This window comes from Leucobacter sp. MMO-125 (assembly GCF_037148395.1).
Classification (GTDB): Bacteria; Actinomycetota; Actinomycetes; order Actinomycetales; family Microbacteriaceae; genus Leucobacter.
The window spans coordinates 381,343-397,455 of the sequence record NZ_JBBCTL010000001.1 but is presented as its reverse complement, the minus strand read 5'-3'; the positions used below and the strand labels follow the sequence as shown (position 1 = coordinate 397,455).

Annotated in this window: 13 protein-coding genes; 10 read left to right on the top strand and 3 right to left on the bottom strand. The window is 65.5% G+C overall.

Annotated elements, in window-relative coordinates; all coding sequences use genetic code 11:
• Positions 1-82: 82 nt before the first annotated feature.
• Positions 83-1,888, bottom strand: a complete 1,806-nt coding sequence (locus WFI54_RS01835; protein WP_336651095.1) for a DUF2207 domain-containing protein — start codon at positions 1,886-1,888, stop codon at positions 83-85.
• 176 nt (positions 1,889-2,064) lie between these two features.
• Between WFI54_RS01835 and leuA the strand changes: the two genes are divergently transcribed.
• From leuA to WFI54_RS01800, 7 genes are all read left to right on the top strand, one after another.
• Complete coding sequence (gene leuA, locus WFI54_RS01830; protein ID WP_336651094.1) at positions 2,065-3,834, top strand: 2-isopropylmalate synthase; 1,770 nt, start codon at positions 2,065-2,067, stop codon at positions 3,832-3,834.
• Positions 3,835-3,926: 92 nt separating this feature from the next.
• Positions 3,927-4,550, top strand: coding sequence for a Holliday junction branch migration protein RuvA (gene ruvA, locus WFI54_RS01825; protein WP_336651093.1), 624 nt, complete (start codon positions 3,927-3,929; stop codon positions 4,548-4,550).
• Positions 4,547-5,563, top strand: a complete 1,017-nt coding sequence (ruvB, locus tag WFI54_RS01820; RefSeq protein ID WP_336651092.1) for a Holliday junction branch migration DNA helicase RuvB — start codon at positions 4,547-4,549, stop codon at positions 5,561-5,563. The genes ruvA and ruvB overlap by 4 nt, the downstream gene beginning before the upstream one ends.
• Before the next feature lie 122 nt (positions 5,564-5,685).
• Entirely contained in the window at positions 5,686-6,153 is a 468-nt protein-coding gene (yajC, locus tag WFI54_RS01815) for a preprotein translocase subunit YajC (RefSeq protein ID WP_336651091.1), read from the top strand.
• Between the two features lie 65 nt (positions 6,154-6,218).
• A complete protein-coding gene (secD, locus tag WFI54_RS01810) occupies positions 6,219-8,012 on the top strand; it encodes a protein translocase subunit SecD (RefSeq protein WP_336651090.1) in 1,794 nt (597 codons plus the stop codon).
• 2 nt (positions 8,013-8,014) lie between these two features.
• The gene (secF, locus tag WFI54_RS01805; protein WP_336651089.1) at positions 8,015-9,046 is read left to right on the top strand and encodes a protein translocase subunit SecF; all 1,032 of its coding nucleotides are present in this window, start codon (positions 8,015-8,017) and stop codon (positions 9,044-9,046) included.
• A 60-nt stretch (positions 9,047-9,106) separates the two neighbouring features.
• Positions 9,107-11,359, top strand: coding sequence for a RelA/SpoT family protein (locus WFI54_RS01800; RefSeq protein ID WP_336651088.1), 2,253 nt, complete (start codon positions 9,107-9,109; stop codon positions 11,357-11,359).
• Here WFI54_RS01800 and WFI54_RS01795 read toward each other — a convergent pair.
• Both WFI54_RS01795 and WFI54_RS01790 read right to left on the bottom strand, forming a co-directional pair.
• Entirely contained in the window at positions 11,341-11,955 is a 615-nt protein-coding gene (locus WFI54_RS01795; protein WP_336651087.1) for a hypothetical protein, read from the bottom strand. The genes WFI54_RS01800 and WFI54_RS01795 overlap by 19 nt on opposite strands.
• Before the next feature lie 106 nt (positions 11,956-12,061).
• Positions 12,062-13,297, bottom strand: coding sequence for a DUF349 domain-containing protein (locus WFI54_RS01790; RefSeq protein ID WP_336651086.1), 1,236 nt, complete (start codon positions 13,295-13,297; stop codon positions 12,062-12,064).
• 180 nt (positions 13,298-13,477) lie between these two features.
• On the opposite strand from WFI54_RS01790, the gene WFI54_RS01785 reads away from it, so the two are divergent.
• The 3 genes from WFI54_RS01785 (at position 13,478) to WFI54_RS01775 (ending at position 16,108) form a co-directional block, all read left to right on the top strand.
• Complete coding sequence (locus WFI54_RS01785; RefSeq protein WP_336651636.1) at positions 13,478-14,830, top strand: replication-associated recombination protein A; 1,353 nt, start codon at positions 13,478-13,480, stop codon at positions 14,828-14,830.
• 261 nt (positions 14,831-15,091) lie between these two features.
• On the top strand, positions 15,092-15,721 hold the full coding sequence (gene rpsD, locus WFI54_RS01780) for a 30S ribosomal protein S4 (protein WP_336651085.1): 630 nt from the start codon (positions 15,092-15,094) through the stop codon (positions 15,719-15,721).
• A gap of 162 nt (positions 15,722-15,883) precedes the next feature.
• Positions 15,884-16,108: a hypothetical protein gene (locus WFI54_RS01775; RefSeq protein WP_336651084.1), complete on the top strand. Its 225-nt coding sequence runs from the start codon at positions 15,884-15,886 to the stop codon at positions 16,106-16,108.
• Positions 16,109-16,113 lie beyond the last annotated feature (5 nt).

Below are 16,113 nucleotides of genomic sequence, written 5' to 3'. Positions count from 1 at the left end.
ACATTCCGTGCCGAGGCAACTCGGCCCGCCGTCAGGGGTGGCCCGGTGAATCCGGGCCATCCCTGCTTTGTGGTGCCGGTGCTCAGCGGCCGCCGCTGAAGCCGCCGCCCCCGCCGCCGCCGCTGAAGCCGCCGCCGCTCGAACCTCCTGAGCTGCTGGAGGTGTAGCTCACCGACGAGTTCAGGGAGCTGGTGAATCGCGAGATGGTGCTGTCGAAGGCGCCGAGTCCGTGAACGGCAACGGCCGGATACCAGTACGGCACGTAGCCGGGGCTCTGCTCGTATCGCACGGCGAGTGCGCGAGTCCACTGCTTTTCGAGCCCGAAGAGCATTGCGTAGGGCAGCAGTCGTTCGTAGATGTGGATCACGTTGACGGATCCGTCCTGCAACCGCTCGGCTCCCGTGTACGACTGCAGCATCTGGATGCGATCTGCTTCGGCAACGCTGATGAATTCGCGCACTCCCTCGAGGTATTCCCGGGTTTCGGCTCCCACGGGGGTGTGCACCCGGTGCGGGCAAATCGCAATGATCGAGAGCACCACGCCTGCTGCGGCAGCCACGAGGCCGACAACGCCGGCCGCGCTGTCGCGCTGGACAACCGCGATCAGCGATAGTACAAGCACGCCCAGCGAGAGCATGATGCCGGCGATGCCGAGCACGCGCGCTGCAGGGCTGTGCGCACGCCGGAAGTAGCCGCGTTCGCGAGCCTGCTCGGCTCCCTTCGACTGCAGCTTGCTCATCTTCGAGGCGAACGATTCGCTCTGCTTGGGGATCGTGAATGCCTCGCCCGGTGCCGCATGCGGGAACACCCGCCGCACGGTATCACTGTCGAGCGGATCGCCGACGCGCTCGGGATCGAGCAGGCGCAGCACCGGCTGCGCCTGCTTCGGCCCGAACAGACCCTGCTCGGGAACGCCGTCTTCGATGCGGAGGGTGCCGTTCACTGCGAGGTGCACCAGCTGTGCTGAGGCGGGATTCGAGGTGCTCCCGACGATCGGGGCGGCCAGAAGCGGCGGCAGCGAGGGCGGCACATCGTACTGCGCCACAATCACTCCGCGCGCAGTGCGGCTGCGCCGTCGCAGGGCGAGCACCGGGATCAGGCCGGCGGCTCCGACACCGAGCGCCGCTGCTGCACCCGCGAGGGGCAGCGTGTCGAGGGCGAAGTTCGACAGGCGCGCGGGCGGCTGCACCACGCTCCCAGGCGCGAGCCCGATAGCGACCGTGGCACCCTCCTCGGGGCCCAACGCGATGCCAGAGACTGCGAAGGTGCTCCCGGACTCGGTAATGGTGCACTCCTGGGTGGAGTTCGGTGCTCCGAAGTAGCAGCGGGCTTCGCCGTTCAATCGCTCGGCGAGTCCGGGTGAGAACGTGATTCGCGCAGAGAAGTCATCAATGGGCTGCTGGTGCTCGAAATCGGTGAGATCCCAGTAGAACTCGTCGGCCTTGCCATCATCACGGGCAAGCACCACATCGCTCAGCGTGTACTCGATCACGAAGCTGTGCACACCGCGCAGGTACCGATCATCGCCCGTGAGCACCGCGACGAAGCCGTTGTCGTACTCGATCTCGAAGGGCACCGGCTTGCCGGCGGCGTCGGACACCGAGAAGTCACGCGGATCGGTAGACGCCCCCTGATAGTCGATCGGCAGCCCGCGCACGAGACCGCGATTCTGATCGAAGTCGGGGAAGCGGGCGGTCAGCGTCTCGGTGACGTGCGCGATGGCGCGCCCGTCCTCGTCGGTGCCGACCTCATACTCGACCTGCCAGCTGTCGTAGCTAAAATCCTCCGTGCCGGCGTGCGCGGCCGGGGTCGGCGCAGTGGCCACCGCCGCGCCGATCCCAAGCAGTGCGACAGCGATCCCGAGCAGCGTTCTCCGCATCGTCCTCATACGATCCACCCTATGGCTGCGCCGCCGCGAGTGTCACCAGGCGGTGCTATAGTTGCTGCATGCTGTTCGGCTCGCTTCTCCTTAGCTGCCGCGACGAGTCCTAATCCCAGGCCTCCCTCGTCGCGGTGTTCGTGTTTGGCTGAGCAAGAGATATTGAGACGAGAAAGTACGAGCCCATGAAGAACACGCAGAAGCCCTCAGGTATGCCGGTGCACCGCTACCGCCCGTTCCACGAGATCATCAACGTGGATCTGCCCGATCGCACCTGGCCCACGAAGCGCATCACCGAGGCCCCCCGCTGGTGCGCGGTCGATCTGCGCGACGGTAATCAGGCCCTCATCGATCCCATGAGCCCTGAGCGCAAGCGCATCATGTTCGATCTGCTCGTCAAGATGGGCTACAAAGAGATCGAGGTCGGCTTCCCCTCGGCAAGCCAGACCGATTTTGACTTCGTGCGTCAGCTCATCGAAGACGATGCGATCCCCGACGACGTGACCATCCAGGTGCTCACCCAGGCGCGCGAGCACCTCATCAAGCGCACCTATGAGTCGCTCATTGGTGCCAAGCAGGCCATCGTGCACCTGTACAACTCCACGAGCATCTTGCAGCGCGACGTGGTCTTCCGCTCGGATCGCGAAGGCATCAAGAAGATCGCCACCGACGGCGCGAAGCTCTGCCGTGAGAGCGAGGCGATCTGCGCCGACACCGACATCTACTACGAATACTCGCCCGAGTCGTACACCGGCACTGAGCTCGAGTACGCCGTCGAGGTCTGCAACGAGGTGCTCGAGATCTTCGAGCCCACCCCCGAGCGCAAGGTGATCATCAACCTGCCGGCCACCGTCGAGATGGCGACCCCCAACGTCTACGCCGATTCCATCGAGTGGATGGGGCGACACCTCAACCACCGCGAGAACGTCATCATCTCGCTGCACCCCCACAACGACCGCGGCACCGCCGTCGCCGCCGCAGAACTCGGCTACCTGGCCGGAGCCGACCGCATCGAGGGGTGCCTCTTCGGCAACGGCGAGCGCACCGGCAACGTCGACCTCGTCGCGCTGGGCATCAACCTGTTTACGCAGGGCATCGATCCGCAGATCGACTTCTCCCGTCTCGACGAGGTGCGCCGCACCGCCGAGTACTGCAACCAGCTGCGGGTGCCCGAGCGCAGCCCTTGGGCCGGCGACCTCGTCTACACGGCCTTCTCGGGTTCGCACCAGGACGCCATCAAGAAGGGCTTCGAGCGCATGGCGCGCGACGCCGAAGAAGCGGGCGTCACCGTCGACGACATCGAGTGGGCTGTGCCCTACCTGCCCGTCGATCCGAAAGATCTCGGCCGTTCCTACGAGGCGGTCATCAGGGTCAACTCGCAGTCGGGCAAGGGTGGCGTCGCCTACCTGCTGAAGACTGACCACAGCCTCGACCTGCCGCGTCGTCTGCAGATCGAGTTCAGTGCCGTGGTGCAAGGCCTCACCGATAGCGAGGGTGGGGAGGTCTCCAGCGATGAGATCTGGCGCATCTTCCAGGACGAATACCTCCCCACCACCGATTCCTCCTTCGATCGCTGGGGCCGCTACGAGCTGTTCCGCACGGCCTCGAACAGCGCGGGCGACGGTGTCACCGAGCTCACCGTCGACTACCGCGACGGCGAGGGGGAGCACCAGCTCACCGCGCGCGGCAACGGGCCTGTCGATGCCTTCATCTCGGGCATCAACCAGAACGGCCACGACGTCACCCTGTTCGACTACGTCGAGCACGCCATGAGCTCGGGTGGCGACGCCGTGGCGGCGGCCTACGTCGACCTCGAGGTCGACGGGCAGCGGCTGTGGGGTGTCGGCATCGACCCCGACACCACCAGGGCCACGCTCAAAGCAATCGTGTCGGCAGTGAACCGTGCGGTGCGCGCATCGCACGAGCAGGTGCAGGTTGTCGGGGCGAACGCCTAACGCAACTGCCCCGAGCACTCCGTTCGTAGATATATTCGAATAATCGGTGTGGCGCGGGCCCGTCTGTCGGAGGCGCACCCTAGGCTGGGGATGTGATTGCTTCGATAGGCGGGCCCGTGCTCGCATCCGGTGCCGCTTGGGTCGTCGTGGGTGTTGGCGGGATCGGTATGCGCGTCGAAGTGCCCAGTGGCAGAGTGTCCCAGGCTGTCGTCGGCGATGAGGTCTTCCTGCACACCTCTCTGGTGGTACGTGAAGATTCCCTGACGCTCTTCGGCTTCGCCACACAAGACGAACTCGAGGTGTTCGGTCACCTCATCGCGGTGTCCGGAGTGGGGCCTCGCAGCGCGCTCGGGGTGCTTTCGGCCCTGAGCCCGGCAGAGGTGGCCGGTGCGGTGGCCGCCGAAGACGAAAAGCCGTTCCGCAAGGTCTCGGGCATCGGCCCCAAAACAGCGAAGCTCATCGTGGTGTCGCTCGCCGGTAAGCTTCCGGAACTCGGATTCGCCGACGACAGTGCTCCCGCTGGAGGAGCCGGTGACGCCGCGCAGCTCGTCGCAGAAGCCGTTGGAGAAGGTCTCGTGGGGCTGGGGTGGTCTGATGCCGATGCTCGCCAAGCCGTGCAGGACGCTCGCGACGCCGGAGCCCCAGACGATCACGCAGGTCTCTTGCGTGCAGCGCTTGCGCTGCTGCAGGCCGCGCGCAGCGGAGCACGCCGATGACGGGGGAGCTGTCACCGCAGGCATCGCCGTCGGAGCAGGGCTACGAGGGTGCGCTGCGCCCCTCGACGCTGTCCGAGTTCGTCGGGCAGTCGAAGGTGCGTCGTCAGCTCGGTTTGCTGCTCGATGCCGCCACGATGCGGCGGCACACGCCCGATCACATCTTGCTGGCGGGGCCTCCCGGCCTGGGCAAGACCACGCTGTCGATGATCGTGGCCGCCGAACTCGGCAAGCCGCTGCACCAGACCTCGGGCCCGGCGATCCAGCACGCCGGCGATCTCGCGGCAGTGCTCTCAGCGCTCACCCCCGGTGAGGTGCTGTTCGTCGATGAGATTCACCGTATGGCCCGCAGCGCTGAAGAAATGCTCTATCTCGCGATGGAAGACTTCAAAGTCGACATCATGGTGGGCAAGGGTGCCGGAGCCACCTCCGTGCCACTGGAGCTCGCTCCCTTCACTCTTGTCGGCGCGACCACGCGGGTGGGGCTGCTGCCGAACCCGCTGCGCGATCGCTTCGGGTTCACTGCACACCTCGAGTTCTACTCGGATGATGAGCTGGCGAGCGTTGTGCGTCGCGCTGCCGGGCTGCTCGACTTCGGTCTCTCGGAGCAGGGCATCGAGGAGATCGCCCGACGGTCGCGGGGCACGCCTCGTATCGCGAACAGGCTGCTGCGCCGCGTGCGCGACTATAGCCTCGTGCACGAGACACCCGGCGATACTGAGAGCGTGCAGGCCGCCCTCGCACTGTACGACGTTGACCAGCACGGGCTCGACAGGCTCGATAGGGAGGTGCTGCGCGCGGTTGTCGAACGTTTCGCCGGTGGCCCCGTCGGTCTCTCGACACTTGCGGTATCAGTGGGGGAGGAAGCCGAGACGATCGAGGCTGTCGTTGAGCCCTTCCTCGTGCGCACCGGACTGCTGACCCGCACCCCGCGCGGCCGAGTGGCGACCCGGCTCGGCTGGGAGCATGTCGGCGTCGTACCGCCCGCAGCGGCAGGCGCACCCACGCTGATCTGAGCGGTGCGGCGCTGCTGAACAGTGCCTTGGAACGGTCGGGGTTTGCAGCCGGAGCACGCTAAGCTAATGAAATCTGTGCCTCGCGGCTCCACATTTCGGGACCGCCCACCGAAAGGATCCTCGTGACTCTCGACCCGATCAGCCTCATCATGTTCGGCCTCATCGCCGTTCTGATCTTCTTCATGTTCCGCAACGGCAAGAAGCGTCAGCAGGCGATGCAGGAACTCCAGAACGGCCTCCGGCCCGGCGCAGAGGTGATGCTGCAGTCGGGCATCTTCGGCACCATCGAGTCCATCGACGAGAACGAAAACCGCGCCACCGTGCGCAGCGGCAGCTCCACCTTCGTGGTGCACCGCAACGCGATTTCGCAGATCGTCACCCCTGTCGAAGGCGCCGACGATGCCGCTCAGGCGACCGCATCCTTCGCACCTGACGATGATCCCGAGTTTGGTGAACGTCTCGCTAAGGGCGCGCCCAGCGACGCAACCCCCGCAGCTGATGAGACCACTGAGGCTCCCGAGGCCACCGGCGAAGCAAGCGAGCGCCCCGACGCCGACGATCAGACCGACGGGCAGACGCCCAAGGCCTGATCGGCCACCGCCGTGGGAGGGGACCGCGGCAAGAACCACTTCACTCAGACAGAAAGCAGTCAGTCTTGGCGTCCACACCTGCGGTGCGGAGGGCTCGTCGCTCCCTCGTATTCCTTCTGGTCCTCATCGTCGGCCTCGCGGGCCTCATCACCTACGGCGTATTCCGCAGCGATGCGACGTGGACGCCAAAACTGGCTCTCGACCTGCAGGGCGGCACGCAGATCCTGCTTGCCGCCGAGCAGACCGACGGTCAGGCCGTGAGCGGTGAGCAACTGCAGCAGGCGGTCTCGATCATCCGTCAGCGCGTTGACGCGGCCGGCGTCTCCGAAGCCGAGATCACCACGCAGGGTAGCCAGCACATCTCGGTCTCCATCCCCGGCAAGGCAGACGAAGCGACGCTGCAGCGCATTGAAGCCTCCGCGAAGCTCGACTTCCGCCCTGTGCTCGCCACCGGTATGGGCGTCGACCTCGAAAAGCTGCAGCAGCAGAACGAGCAGGCGACCGCCGAGGGCGACACTGCCGATCCCGCTGCCGCTGCGCAGGATGACACCGCCGCAAAGGACGCTGCCGCAAAGGACGCAGCCGCGGGGCCTGTCGACCCTGATCCGCTGCCCACCGAGGCCGGCGACCTGGCCTGGATCACCCCCGCTCTGCAGCAGCAGTTTGATGCGTTCAGCTGCGATTCGGAGGCTGCGCTCGATACGCGCGATGCTGCAGCGGATCGCCCCCTCATCACCTGCGACGACGCCGGCATGGAGAAGTTCATCCTCGGCCCGGTCGAGCTGAGCGGTGACGTCATCACCAATGCCGTCGCTCAGATGGGCACCACCAGCACCGGTGCCAGCACCGGTGAGTGGGTCGTGCAGATCACCATGAACCGTAAGGGCGCCGACACCTTCGGCAAGATCAGCACCAGGCTCTTCGGTGCCGCAGAACCGCAGAATCGCTTCGCCTTCGTGCTCGACGGCAGCGTGCTCTCGGCTCCCACCATGAACGGGCAAATCCTCGACGGCCGCCCCTCGATCAGCGGCAGCTTCACCCAGGAGTCCGCGAAGGCGCTCGCCGATCAGCTCAAGTTCGGTGCACTGCCGATGGACTTCACCGTGCAGAGCCAGGAGGACATCTCCGCGACACTCGGCACGAACCAGCTGCAGGCTGGCCTGCTCGCGGGCCTGATCGGTCTGCTGCTCGTGGTGGTCTACTCGATCTTCCAGTACCGAGCTCTCGGTTCGCTGACTATCGCCTCTCTGGGCGTCGCCGCGATTCTGACATACCTGCTGCTCACGTTCTTCTCGTGGCGACAAGGTTACCGTCTGTCGCTCGCGGGCGTGGCCGGCATCATCGTGGCGGTGGGCTTCACCGCCGACTCGTTCATCGTCTACTTCGAGCGCATCCGCGACGCACTGCGTGACGGCTTCAGCATCGAGAGCGCTGTCGAGCACGGCTGGAAGCGCGCCTTCCGCACGGTGCTCGCCTCTGACGGCGTGAACTTCCTTGCCGCGGTGATCCTTTTCATTCTCGCCGTCGGCAACGTGAAGGGCTTCGCGTTCACGCTGGGCCTCACCACGCTCGTCGATGTGCTCGTGGTGGCACTCTTCACGCACCCGATGATGGTGCTGCTGGCCCGCACCCGCTTCTACCGCTCGGGCCACCCGGCCTCGGGTCTCGATCCGAAGCGTCTGGGCGCCGTCTACCGCGGGCGCGCGCAGTTCCGCGAGCCCGTCATTGCTACGAAGGGTGCGGGCAAGAAGAACGCCCGCAGCCAGAAGGAAGCAGAACGCCGGCAGACCATCGCCGAGCGTAAGGCGGCGGAACAGGGCATCTCGCTCGAATCCGCCAACACCGGAAAGGAGAGCTAAGCATGGCTCGCTCATTCGCCGAATTCGGCAACGCTCTCTACACCGGCGAGAAGTCGATCAACTTCGTCGGCAAGCGCAAGGTCTGGTACCTGGTCTCCCTCGTGCTGATTGTGCTCTCGGTGCTCGGCCCGCTCGCGCGCGGCGGTTTCACCTTCGGCATCGAGTTCACTGGCGGCAGCCAGTTCCAGGTGCACCTCGCTGAAGGCGGTGACCGTGACCCCGCGCTTGCTGAATCCGCAGTGGCCGAGGTGCTGCCTGCTGCTGCCCCTCGCGTCACCCAGCTCGGCCCCACCGATATCCGTGTGCAGACCGAGGCGCTTGACGAGTCCGAGAACCGGGCTGTGACCGCCGCCCTCGCCAAGGCGTACAGCGTCAGCGAAGATGAGGTCACCTACTCGTACATCGGCCCGGCCTGGGGCCAGGACATCACCAAGCAGGCGGTCATCGCCCTGGTGGTGTTCCTGCTCTTCGCTGCGCTGGTGATGGCGATCTACTTCCGCACCTGGAAGATGTCGCTGGCGGCCATCATCGCGCTGCTGCACGACCTCGTCATCACTGCGGGCATCTACGGCATCTCGGGATTTGAGATCACGCCGGCCGCGATGATCGGCTTCCTCACGATCCTCGGCTACTCCCTCTACGACACCGTGGTGGTGTTCGACAAGATTCGCGAAAACACCTCAGGGGGCGAGCTGAACGACCGTCGCACCTTTGCCGAGTCGGTCAACCTGGGTGTCAACCAGACGCTCGTGCGTTCGATCAATACCTCGGTCGTTGCCCTGCTGCCGGTCGCTTCGATTCTCTTCATCGGTGCTTTCGTGCTCGGTGCGGGAACGCTCCGCGACATCTCACTGGCACTGTTCATCGGCATTCTGGTGGGCGCATACTCGACGATCTTCATCGCTGCGCCGGCCTATGCGCATCTGCGCGAGAATGAGCCCGCGATCAAGCGTCACGACGAGAAGGTGCTGCGTTCGCGAAAGGCTCAGTCGAGCGACGCTGAGGAGCAGAACGGGGCCGCGATCAGCGCTTAGCGCCGGTTCGTGGGAATGACCTCTCGTGGTGTAACGTTCAAACATTCGAGGGAGGTCAGAGTGGTCACGAACGACGTCACGCAGCAGAGCGGTACGACGGCGCTGCGTCGCCTGGTTCCTCGAATCTTCTCCCGAGGCAGCTCACCGGGCGCCGTCGACCAGCTCGTGCGCACCGTGCGTGCGAATTATCCGCGCGCCGACCTCTCAGTCATTGAGCGTGCCTACGTCGTTGCAGAACGCGCGCATCGCGGGCAGAAGCGACGCAGTGGCGAGCCGTACATCACCCACCCGATCGCGGTCGCTCAGATCCTCGCCGAGCTGGGCGTCGCTCCCGTGGCGATCGCTGCCGCGCTGCTGCACGACACCGTCGAAGACACCGACTACACCCTTGAACAGCTGACGGCCGAGTTCGGCGATGAGATCGCGATGCTCGTCGACGGTGTGACGAAGCTCGACAAAGTGAAGTACGGCGACTCTGCGCAGGCCGAAACCGTGCGCAAGATGGTGGTCGCGATGTCGAAAGACATCCGTGTACTGGTCATCAAGCTGGCGGATCGGCTGCACAACGCCCGCACCTGGGGCTTTGTGCCCGGCGATTCCGCCAAGCGCAAGGCGCAGGAGACTGTTGAGATCTATGCGCCGCTCGCGCATCGGCTCGGTATTCAGTCGTTGAAGGCCGAGCTCGAAGATCTCTCTTTCGCAGTGCTGAAGCCGAAGCTGTACGCCGAGATCGAGAACCTCGTGACGCAGCGCAATCCGCAGCGTGACGAGCTCGTGGGTACGGTGATCAGTTCGATCGAGAATGATCTGCGCGATGCGAAGATTCGCGGCGAGGTGACGGGCCGCCCCAAGGAGCTCTACTCCATCTACCAGAAGATGGTGGTGCGCGGCCGCGACTTCGACGACATCTATGATCTCGTGGGAATCCGCGTGCTCGTGAACTCGATTCGCGACTGCTACGCCGTGCTCGGTGCGGTGCACGCGCGGTGGACCCCGATCCCGGGCCGCTTCAAGGACTACATCGCCACCCCGAAGTTCAACTTGTACCAGTCGCTGCATACCACGGTGATCGGGCCTGACGGGCGTGCTGTCGAGATCCAGATCCGCACCGTCGAGATGCACCAGCGCGCCGAGTACGGCGTGGCAGCCCACTGGAAGTACAAGCAGCGCCAGCAGGGGCAGCAGGCGCCAGGTTCCAGCGATATGGCCTGGCTCGCGCACATTTCGGACTGGCAGGCTGAGACTGAAGACCCGAGCGAGTTTCTCGATGCGCTGCGCTTCGAGATCGGCGCGAAGGAAGTGTACGTCTTCACCCCGAAGGGGCGCGTTATCGGGCTTCCCTCCGGCGGCACCCCTGTCGACTTCGCCTACGCCGTGCACACGGAGGTGGGGCACCGCACGATGGGGGCCCGCGTGAACGGCCGCCTCGTGTCGCTCGAGACGCCGCTGCAGAACGGTGACGTTGTCGAGGTGTTTACCTCGAAGGATCCGAACGCGGGCCCGAATAAGTCGTGGCTCGATTTCGTGAAAAGCAAGCGAGCCCAAAACAAGATCCGACAGTGGTTCACCAAGGAGCGTCGCGAAGAAGACGCCGAGAACGGCAAGGTCGAGATCACGAAGGCGTTGCGCAAGCAGGGGCTGCCGCTGCACCAGGTGATGAATTCTGAGGGCTTGCAGCAGGTGGCGCTGCAGCTGCGCTACGCAGATGTCACGGCGCTCTACGCCGGCGTGGGAGCCGGGCACGTGTCGGCGCAGTCGGTGGTGGAGAAGGTCACCGGATTGCTTTTCGACGAGCAAAGCTCGACGGAGCCCGCTCTTGCCACTTTGCCGATCATCGAAGCGCCGCGCGCGAGCCGGGTGGCCGATTCCAGCGGCATTGCCGTGAAGGGTGCTTCGGGTGTGCTTGCGAAGTTGGCGAAGTGCTGCACGCCAGTGCCCGGAGATGACGTGATGGGCTTTGTCACGAAGTCCGATGGTGTTTCGGTGCACCGAGTTGACTGTCACAACTTCATCAATCTGCGAGAGCAGCAGGATCGAGTGGTCGAGGTCGAGTGGGCGCCCTCCTCGAAGAGCGTGTTCCTCGTGCAGATCCAGGTCGAAGCGCTCGATCGTTCTGGTCTGCTCTCCGATATCACCCGCTCGTTGTCGGAGCACCACGTGAACATACTCTCGGCTTCGGTGAACACCTCGACGGCGCGGCTGGCGGTCAGCAAGTTCGTGTTCGAGATGGCCAACTCGACGCACCTCGACCATGTGCTCAACGCTGTGCGTCGCATCGACGGGGTCTACGACGTCTATCGCATCACGAACTGATCGACTGGTTTGCGCGCTGCGGGCAGCGTCTGGGGCGGGATCTGCTTCGTGGGCGAATCGAGTCGCCGCAGCGCCACCGCGCGGTACTGTGCCCGACCGTTCCTGAGCGTGGTGCGGAGCTGGTCGGAGCCGCCTGGGATCATGCGGATCAGGAGGCGCACTGCCACCAGGTGCGCACGGTCGAAGGCTTCGGGGTTGCGAAGCAGGTCGCATGCGGTCTGCGCAGGGGCGGTGACCCGCAGATCTGGGGCGAAGGCGCTCAGCTCGTGGTGTGCGTAAGCGAATTGGTGCACCGAGACGCCCGGGGCCGGTGTGCGGCGTTCGGGTCTGCGCCTGTTGAGCGTTGAGAATTCAAGCGGGTGCCCTGGCTCGCGACAGGCACCCCAGACCCAGGCGGCCGTGAGTCGCACTGCGACGTGATCGGCGTCGAGCCAGGGGCGCAGCGCTGCTGCCCGCACGCGTGGTGTCTCGGGCCAGCCGACGCCGCGCACACCGGGGCCGCATCGCAGCAGTGTGCCTCTGAGCCGCTCGGCCGAGCGAACGGCTGCGGGCCAGTGATCAAAGCAGGGGAGCGGTGGCAGGGAGCGCTGAGTCATGCTCCCCATGCTCAACGCCGGGGCCTGAAAATGCCAGACCCCGGCGTCGAATGTGGATAACTCGCCCAAGGCTGCGCGAGTCGCGCGTCTGTGAGCGGAGCCTGAGTTAGTCGCCGATGGCTGCGAGCCACGACTGTTGAGTTGCGAGCTTCTGCTCGGCCTCAGCCTGCGCCTGTGCATTTCCGGCGGCCCGTGCGGCCTCGACCTCGGCGGTCAGCTCGGCGATCGAGGCTTCGAGCTGGCCGCGCAGGCCCTCGCTGCGAGCCTTCGTCTCCGGGTTAGTCTTGCGCCAGTGCTCTTCTTCGAGACCCTTGACGTGGTCTTCGATCTTGCGCAGGCGTGACTCGATATCACGCAACGCCTCGCGGGGCACCCGGCCGATTTCATCCCAGCGAAGCTGGATCTCGGTGAGTGCCTTGCGGGCTGCACCGTGCTCACGCTGATCGAGGATGGGGGCTGCTTCGTCGAGCAGTGCCTGCTTCGCGGTGAGGTTCGCAGCGTACTCTTCGTTGGTCTGCGCGGCCTCGGCGGCTTTCGCCTCGTAGAGCACGTCACCGGCGGCCTTGAAGCGAGCCCAGAGCTGATCGTCGAGCTTGCGGCTGGCGCGGCCGGCAGCCTTCCACTCGTCGAGCAGCGCGCGATACGCGGGAATGCCGTCGATGCCCTGAGATGCGAGCGCCTCGGCTGCGGCGATGATCCGCTCCTTGCGCTGCTTCACGTCTTTGTTGTTGGCGTCCATCTGCGCGAAGTGCGCGCGGCGTGCCGAGTCGAAGGACTGACGAGCGGTGCGGAAACGCTTCCACATGGCGTCTGCCTGTGCCTTGGGGATCTGGGGGCCGCTGCGCTGCGCGGTCTGCCAGTCGGTGAAGAGCTGCTCGAAGGTCTGGCTGGTGTCCTTCCAGCGGATCGACGCCTCGGGCTGGGCCGCGAGGCGCTCAGCCTCGGCGACAATGGCCTCGCGCTTGGCGACGGCCTCCTGGCGGGCGGCTTCGCGCTCGGCCTGCTGCTTCTCGCCGAGGGCAGCGGTCTTCTCGGCGAGCTTCTCGACACGGCTGCGCAGTGCCGCGATGTCGCCCACCGCAGCGGGCTCAACGAGCTGTTCGCGCAGCTTGGCGACGCTGTCAACCGCCGATCCGTCGGCGGTGCCGCGTGCAACGCGCGCCTCGAGCAGCACGATCTGCCCTTCGAGGTCGGCGTACTTGCGGGTGAAGTAGGCCAGCGCCTCTTCGGGGGTGCCGTCGGGGAACGAACCAACCGCGCGTTCGCTGTCGCCCTCGCGAACATAGACGATGCGGTCGTCGTCGACTCGGCCCCAGGGCGTTTCGTTGCTCGCTTCGCTCAAGGTTCTGCTCACCTGTCGTGTGGGGCCGGCTCGCCGACCATAACGGAATAGACCCCTCCACTATGCCATAGCCAGCGTTGCCCGGGCCCGTACTGACCGCGAATGTTAGGGGTGCTCGGTAGCATTGGGGGCGTGGAATCGAACACCGCTCCGGCGCACACCGCTCCTCTTGCGGTGCGCATGCGGCCGCGCTCGCTCGATGAGGTGGTGGGGCAGCAGCATCTGCTGCGGGCAGGATCACCGCTGCGCACGCTCGCTTCCGACTCCGAAGGGGGTGGAGGGGCCGTCTCCGTGATTCTCTGGGGGCCGCCTGGCACGGGCAAGACTACGCTCGCCCAGGCCATCGCGCACTCGAGTGGGCGCCGCTTCGTCGAACTGTCGGCAGTGACCGCAGGTATCAAAGACGTTCGCACCGTGATGGAGCGCGCCTTGAACGATCGCGATCTGTACGGCATCGCGACGGTGCTCTTTCTCGACGAGATCCATCGATTCACCAAGGCGCAGCAGGATGCACTGCTGCCCGGTGTCGAGAACGGCTGGGTGACGCTGGTAGCCGCGACGACAGAGAACCCGTCCTTCTCGGTGATCAGCCCGCTGCTGTCGCGTTCGCTGCTGCTCACCCTCGAACCTCTCGACGATGCCGATCTGCGTAGGCTGCTCGAACGTGCAATCGCCGACCCACGAGGTTTGGCAGGTGCTGTTGAAGCCGACGGTGAGGCGCTTGATGCGCTGGTGCAGCTCGCATCGGGCGACGCGCGGCGGGCCCTCACCGCACTCGAGGCCTCGGCCGCTTCGGCGCTCGCCGGGGGAGTGGCCGCCTCCGCCGCCGAAACTGAGCCAGACAGCACGGCTCGCTCTGACGAAGAGCCTGAGATCAACGGTGAGGCCGGGCCTCAGCGTGCACAGCTGACCGCCGAGATCGTGTCTGCAGCGGTGGACCGTGCGCTGCTGCGCTATGACCGCAACGGCGATCAGCACTACGACGTCATCAGCGCCTTCATTAAATCGCTGCGCGGATCCGACCCCGATGCCGCGATCCACTATCTTGCTCGCATGATCGAGGCAGGAGAAGATCCGAGATTCATCGCGCGGCGCCTCATGGTGCACGCGGCAGAAGACGTGGGCCTTGCAGACCCGCAGGCGCTTCCGATTGCGGTCGCGGCGGCTGAGGCGACGCAGCTGATCGGTTTGCCTGAGGCGCGGATCCCGCTCGCCGAGGCCACGATCTATATTGCTACGGCGCCTAAGTCGAACGCCGTCATCACGGCGATCGACTCGGCCATTGCCGATGTGAAGGCGGGGCGCTTCGGCCTCGTGCCGAAGCATCTGCGCGACGCGCACTACCCGGACGCGAAGCGGCTCGGCCACGGCAAGGGCTACCTCTACCCGCACAATGATCCGCGCGGAGTCTCCCGGCAGCAGTATCTCCCCGAAGAACTTGCCGACCGCGTCTACTACGCGCCCACCCAGCACGGCAACGAACGCGAGATCTCAGAGCGCCTCGACAAGATCCGCCGCATCACCAGGGGGTGAGCAGCGGCGAATTCTGAGAGAAGCAGTAGTTTCTGATACGATAGTCGCTGGCCAACACCGCTGCCGCGCACGGCTGCGCGCGGAATAGCAGGTGGCAGTCGCCCTGTAGCCGGGTTTCTGCACTGGTCGTTCCCTCACCGAAGACGGTTTGTTGCGTCGCGTGCATTGCGAACGAAGGTTCGTGAATGCGGGCGCAGCGTGGCCGAGAGAACACAGGGCTCGATCCCGAGCTCGCACTGTCAGAAACCCGAAAGGATCAACGTGTCGACTACGTCGCGTACCCGTTCCAAGACCCGCCTGAGCCGCTCGCTCGGCATCGCGCTGACCCCCAAGGCTGCGCGCTACCTCGAGAAGCGCCCCTACGGCCCCGGCCAGCACGGCCGCACCAAGCGCAAGAGCGACAGCGACTACGCCGTCCGTCTGCGTGAGAAGCAGCGTCTCCGCGCCCAGTACGGCATCCGCGAGAAGCAGCTCGTCATCGCCTTCAAGGAAGCCCGTCGTCAGGACGGCCTGACCGGTGAGAACCTCGTCGAGCTGCTCGAGATGCGTCTCGACGCACTCGTGCTGCGCGCCGGCTTCGCCCGCACCACCGCGCAGGCTCGCCAGATGGTCGTGCACCGTCACATCCTCGTCGACGGCAAGATCGTCGACCGCCCCTCTTTCCGCGTGAAGCCGGGCCAGCTCATCCACGTCAAGGAGCGCTCCGAGGGCATGGAGCCCTTCCAGGTCGCAGCTGCCGGCGGTCACGCCGAGGTGCTGCCGAACGTTCCCGGCTACCTCGAGGTCGAGCTCGACAAGCTCCAGGCACGTCTCGTGCGTCGCCCGAAGCGCGCTGAGGTCCCCGTGACCTGTGAAGTGCAGCTCGTGGTCGAGTACTACTCGGGCCGCTAAGCACCGAGCATCATATGCCGCAGGGGCGTCGGAGCAATCCGGCGCCCCTTCGGCGTCTCCGGGGACATCCCGCTGGGTGTCGGAGGCTACCGCTAAGCTTGAGAAACGTTTCTCGTGCACGACCGATAATCGCGCACGAACGCCACGAGGAGGAATGGAAACATGCGCAAACTGCTGTGGCTGCTGAACGGAGTGGTGCTGGGATTCGTCGCCGCGCACTTCGTCAATCAGACGCCGGAGGGGCGACGCTTCTTCGCTCGCGTCAACCGCGGGGTCGACGAGCTGAACCGGGCCTTCGTCACCGGCTATCGAGAAGCCGAAGCCGAAGCCGACGAACTGCTCGACGACGTCGAGAACGCGCTGCGCAAGCTGCGCCAGCAGCGCTGACCCCA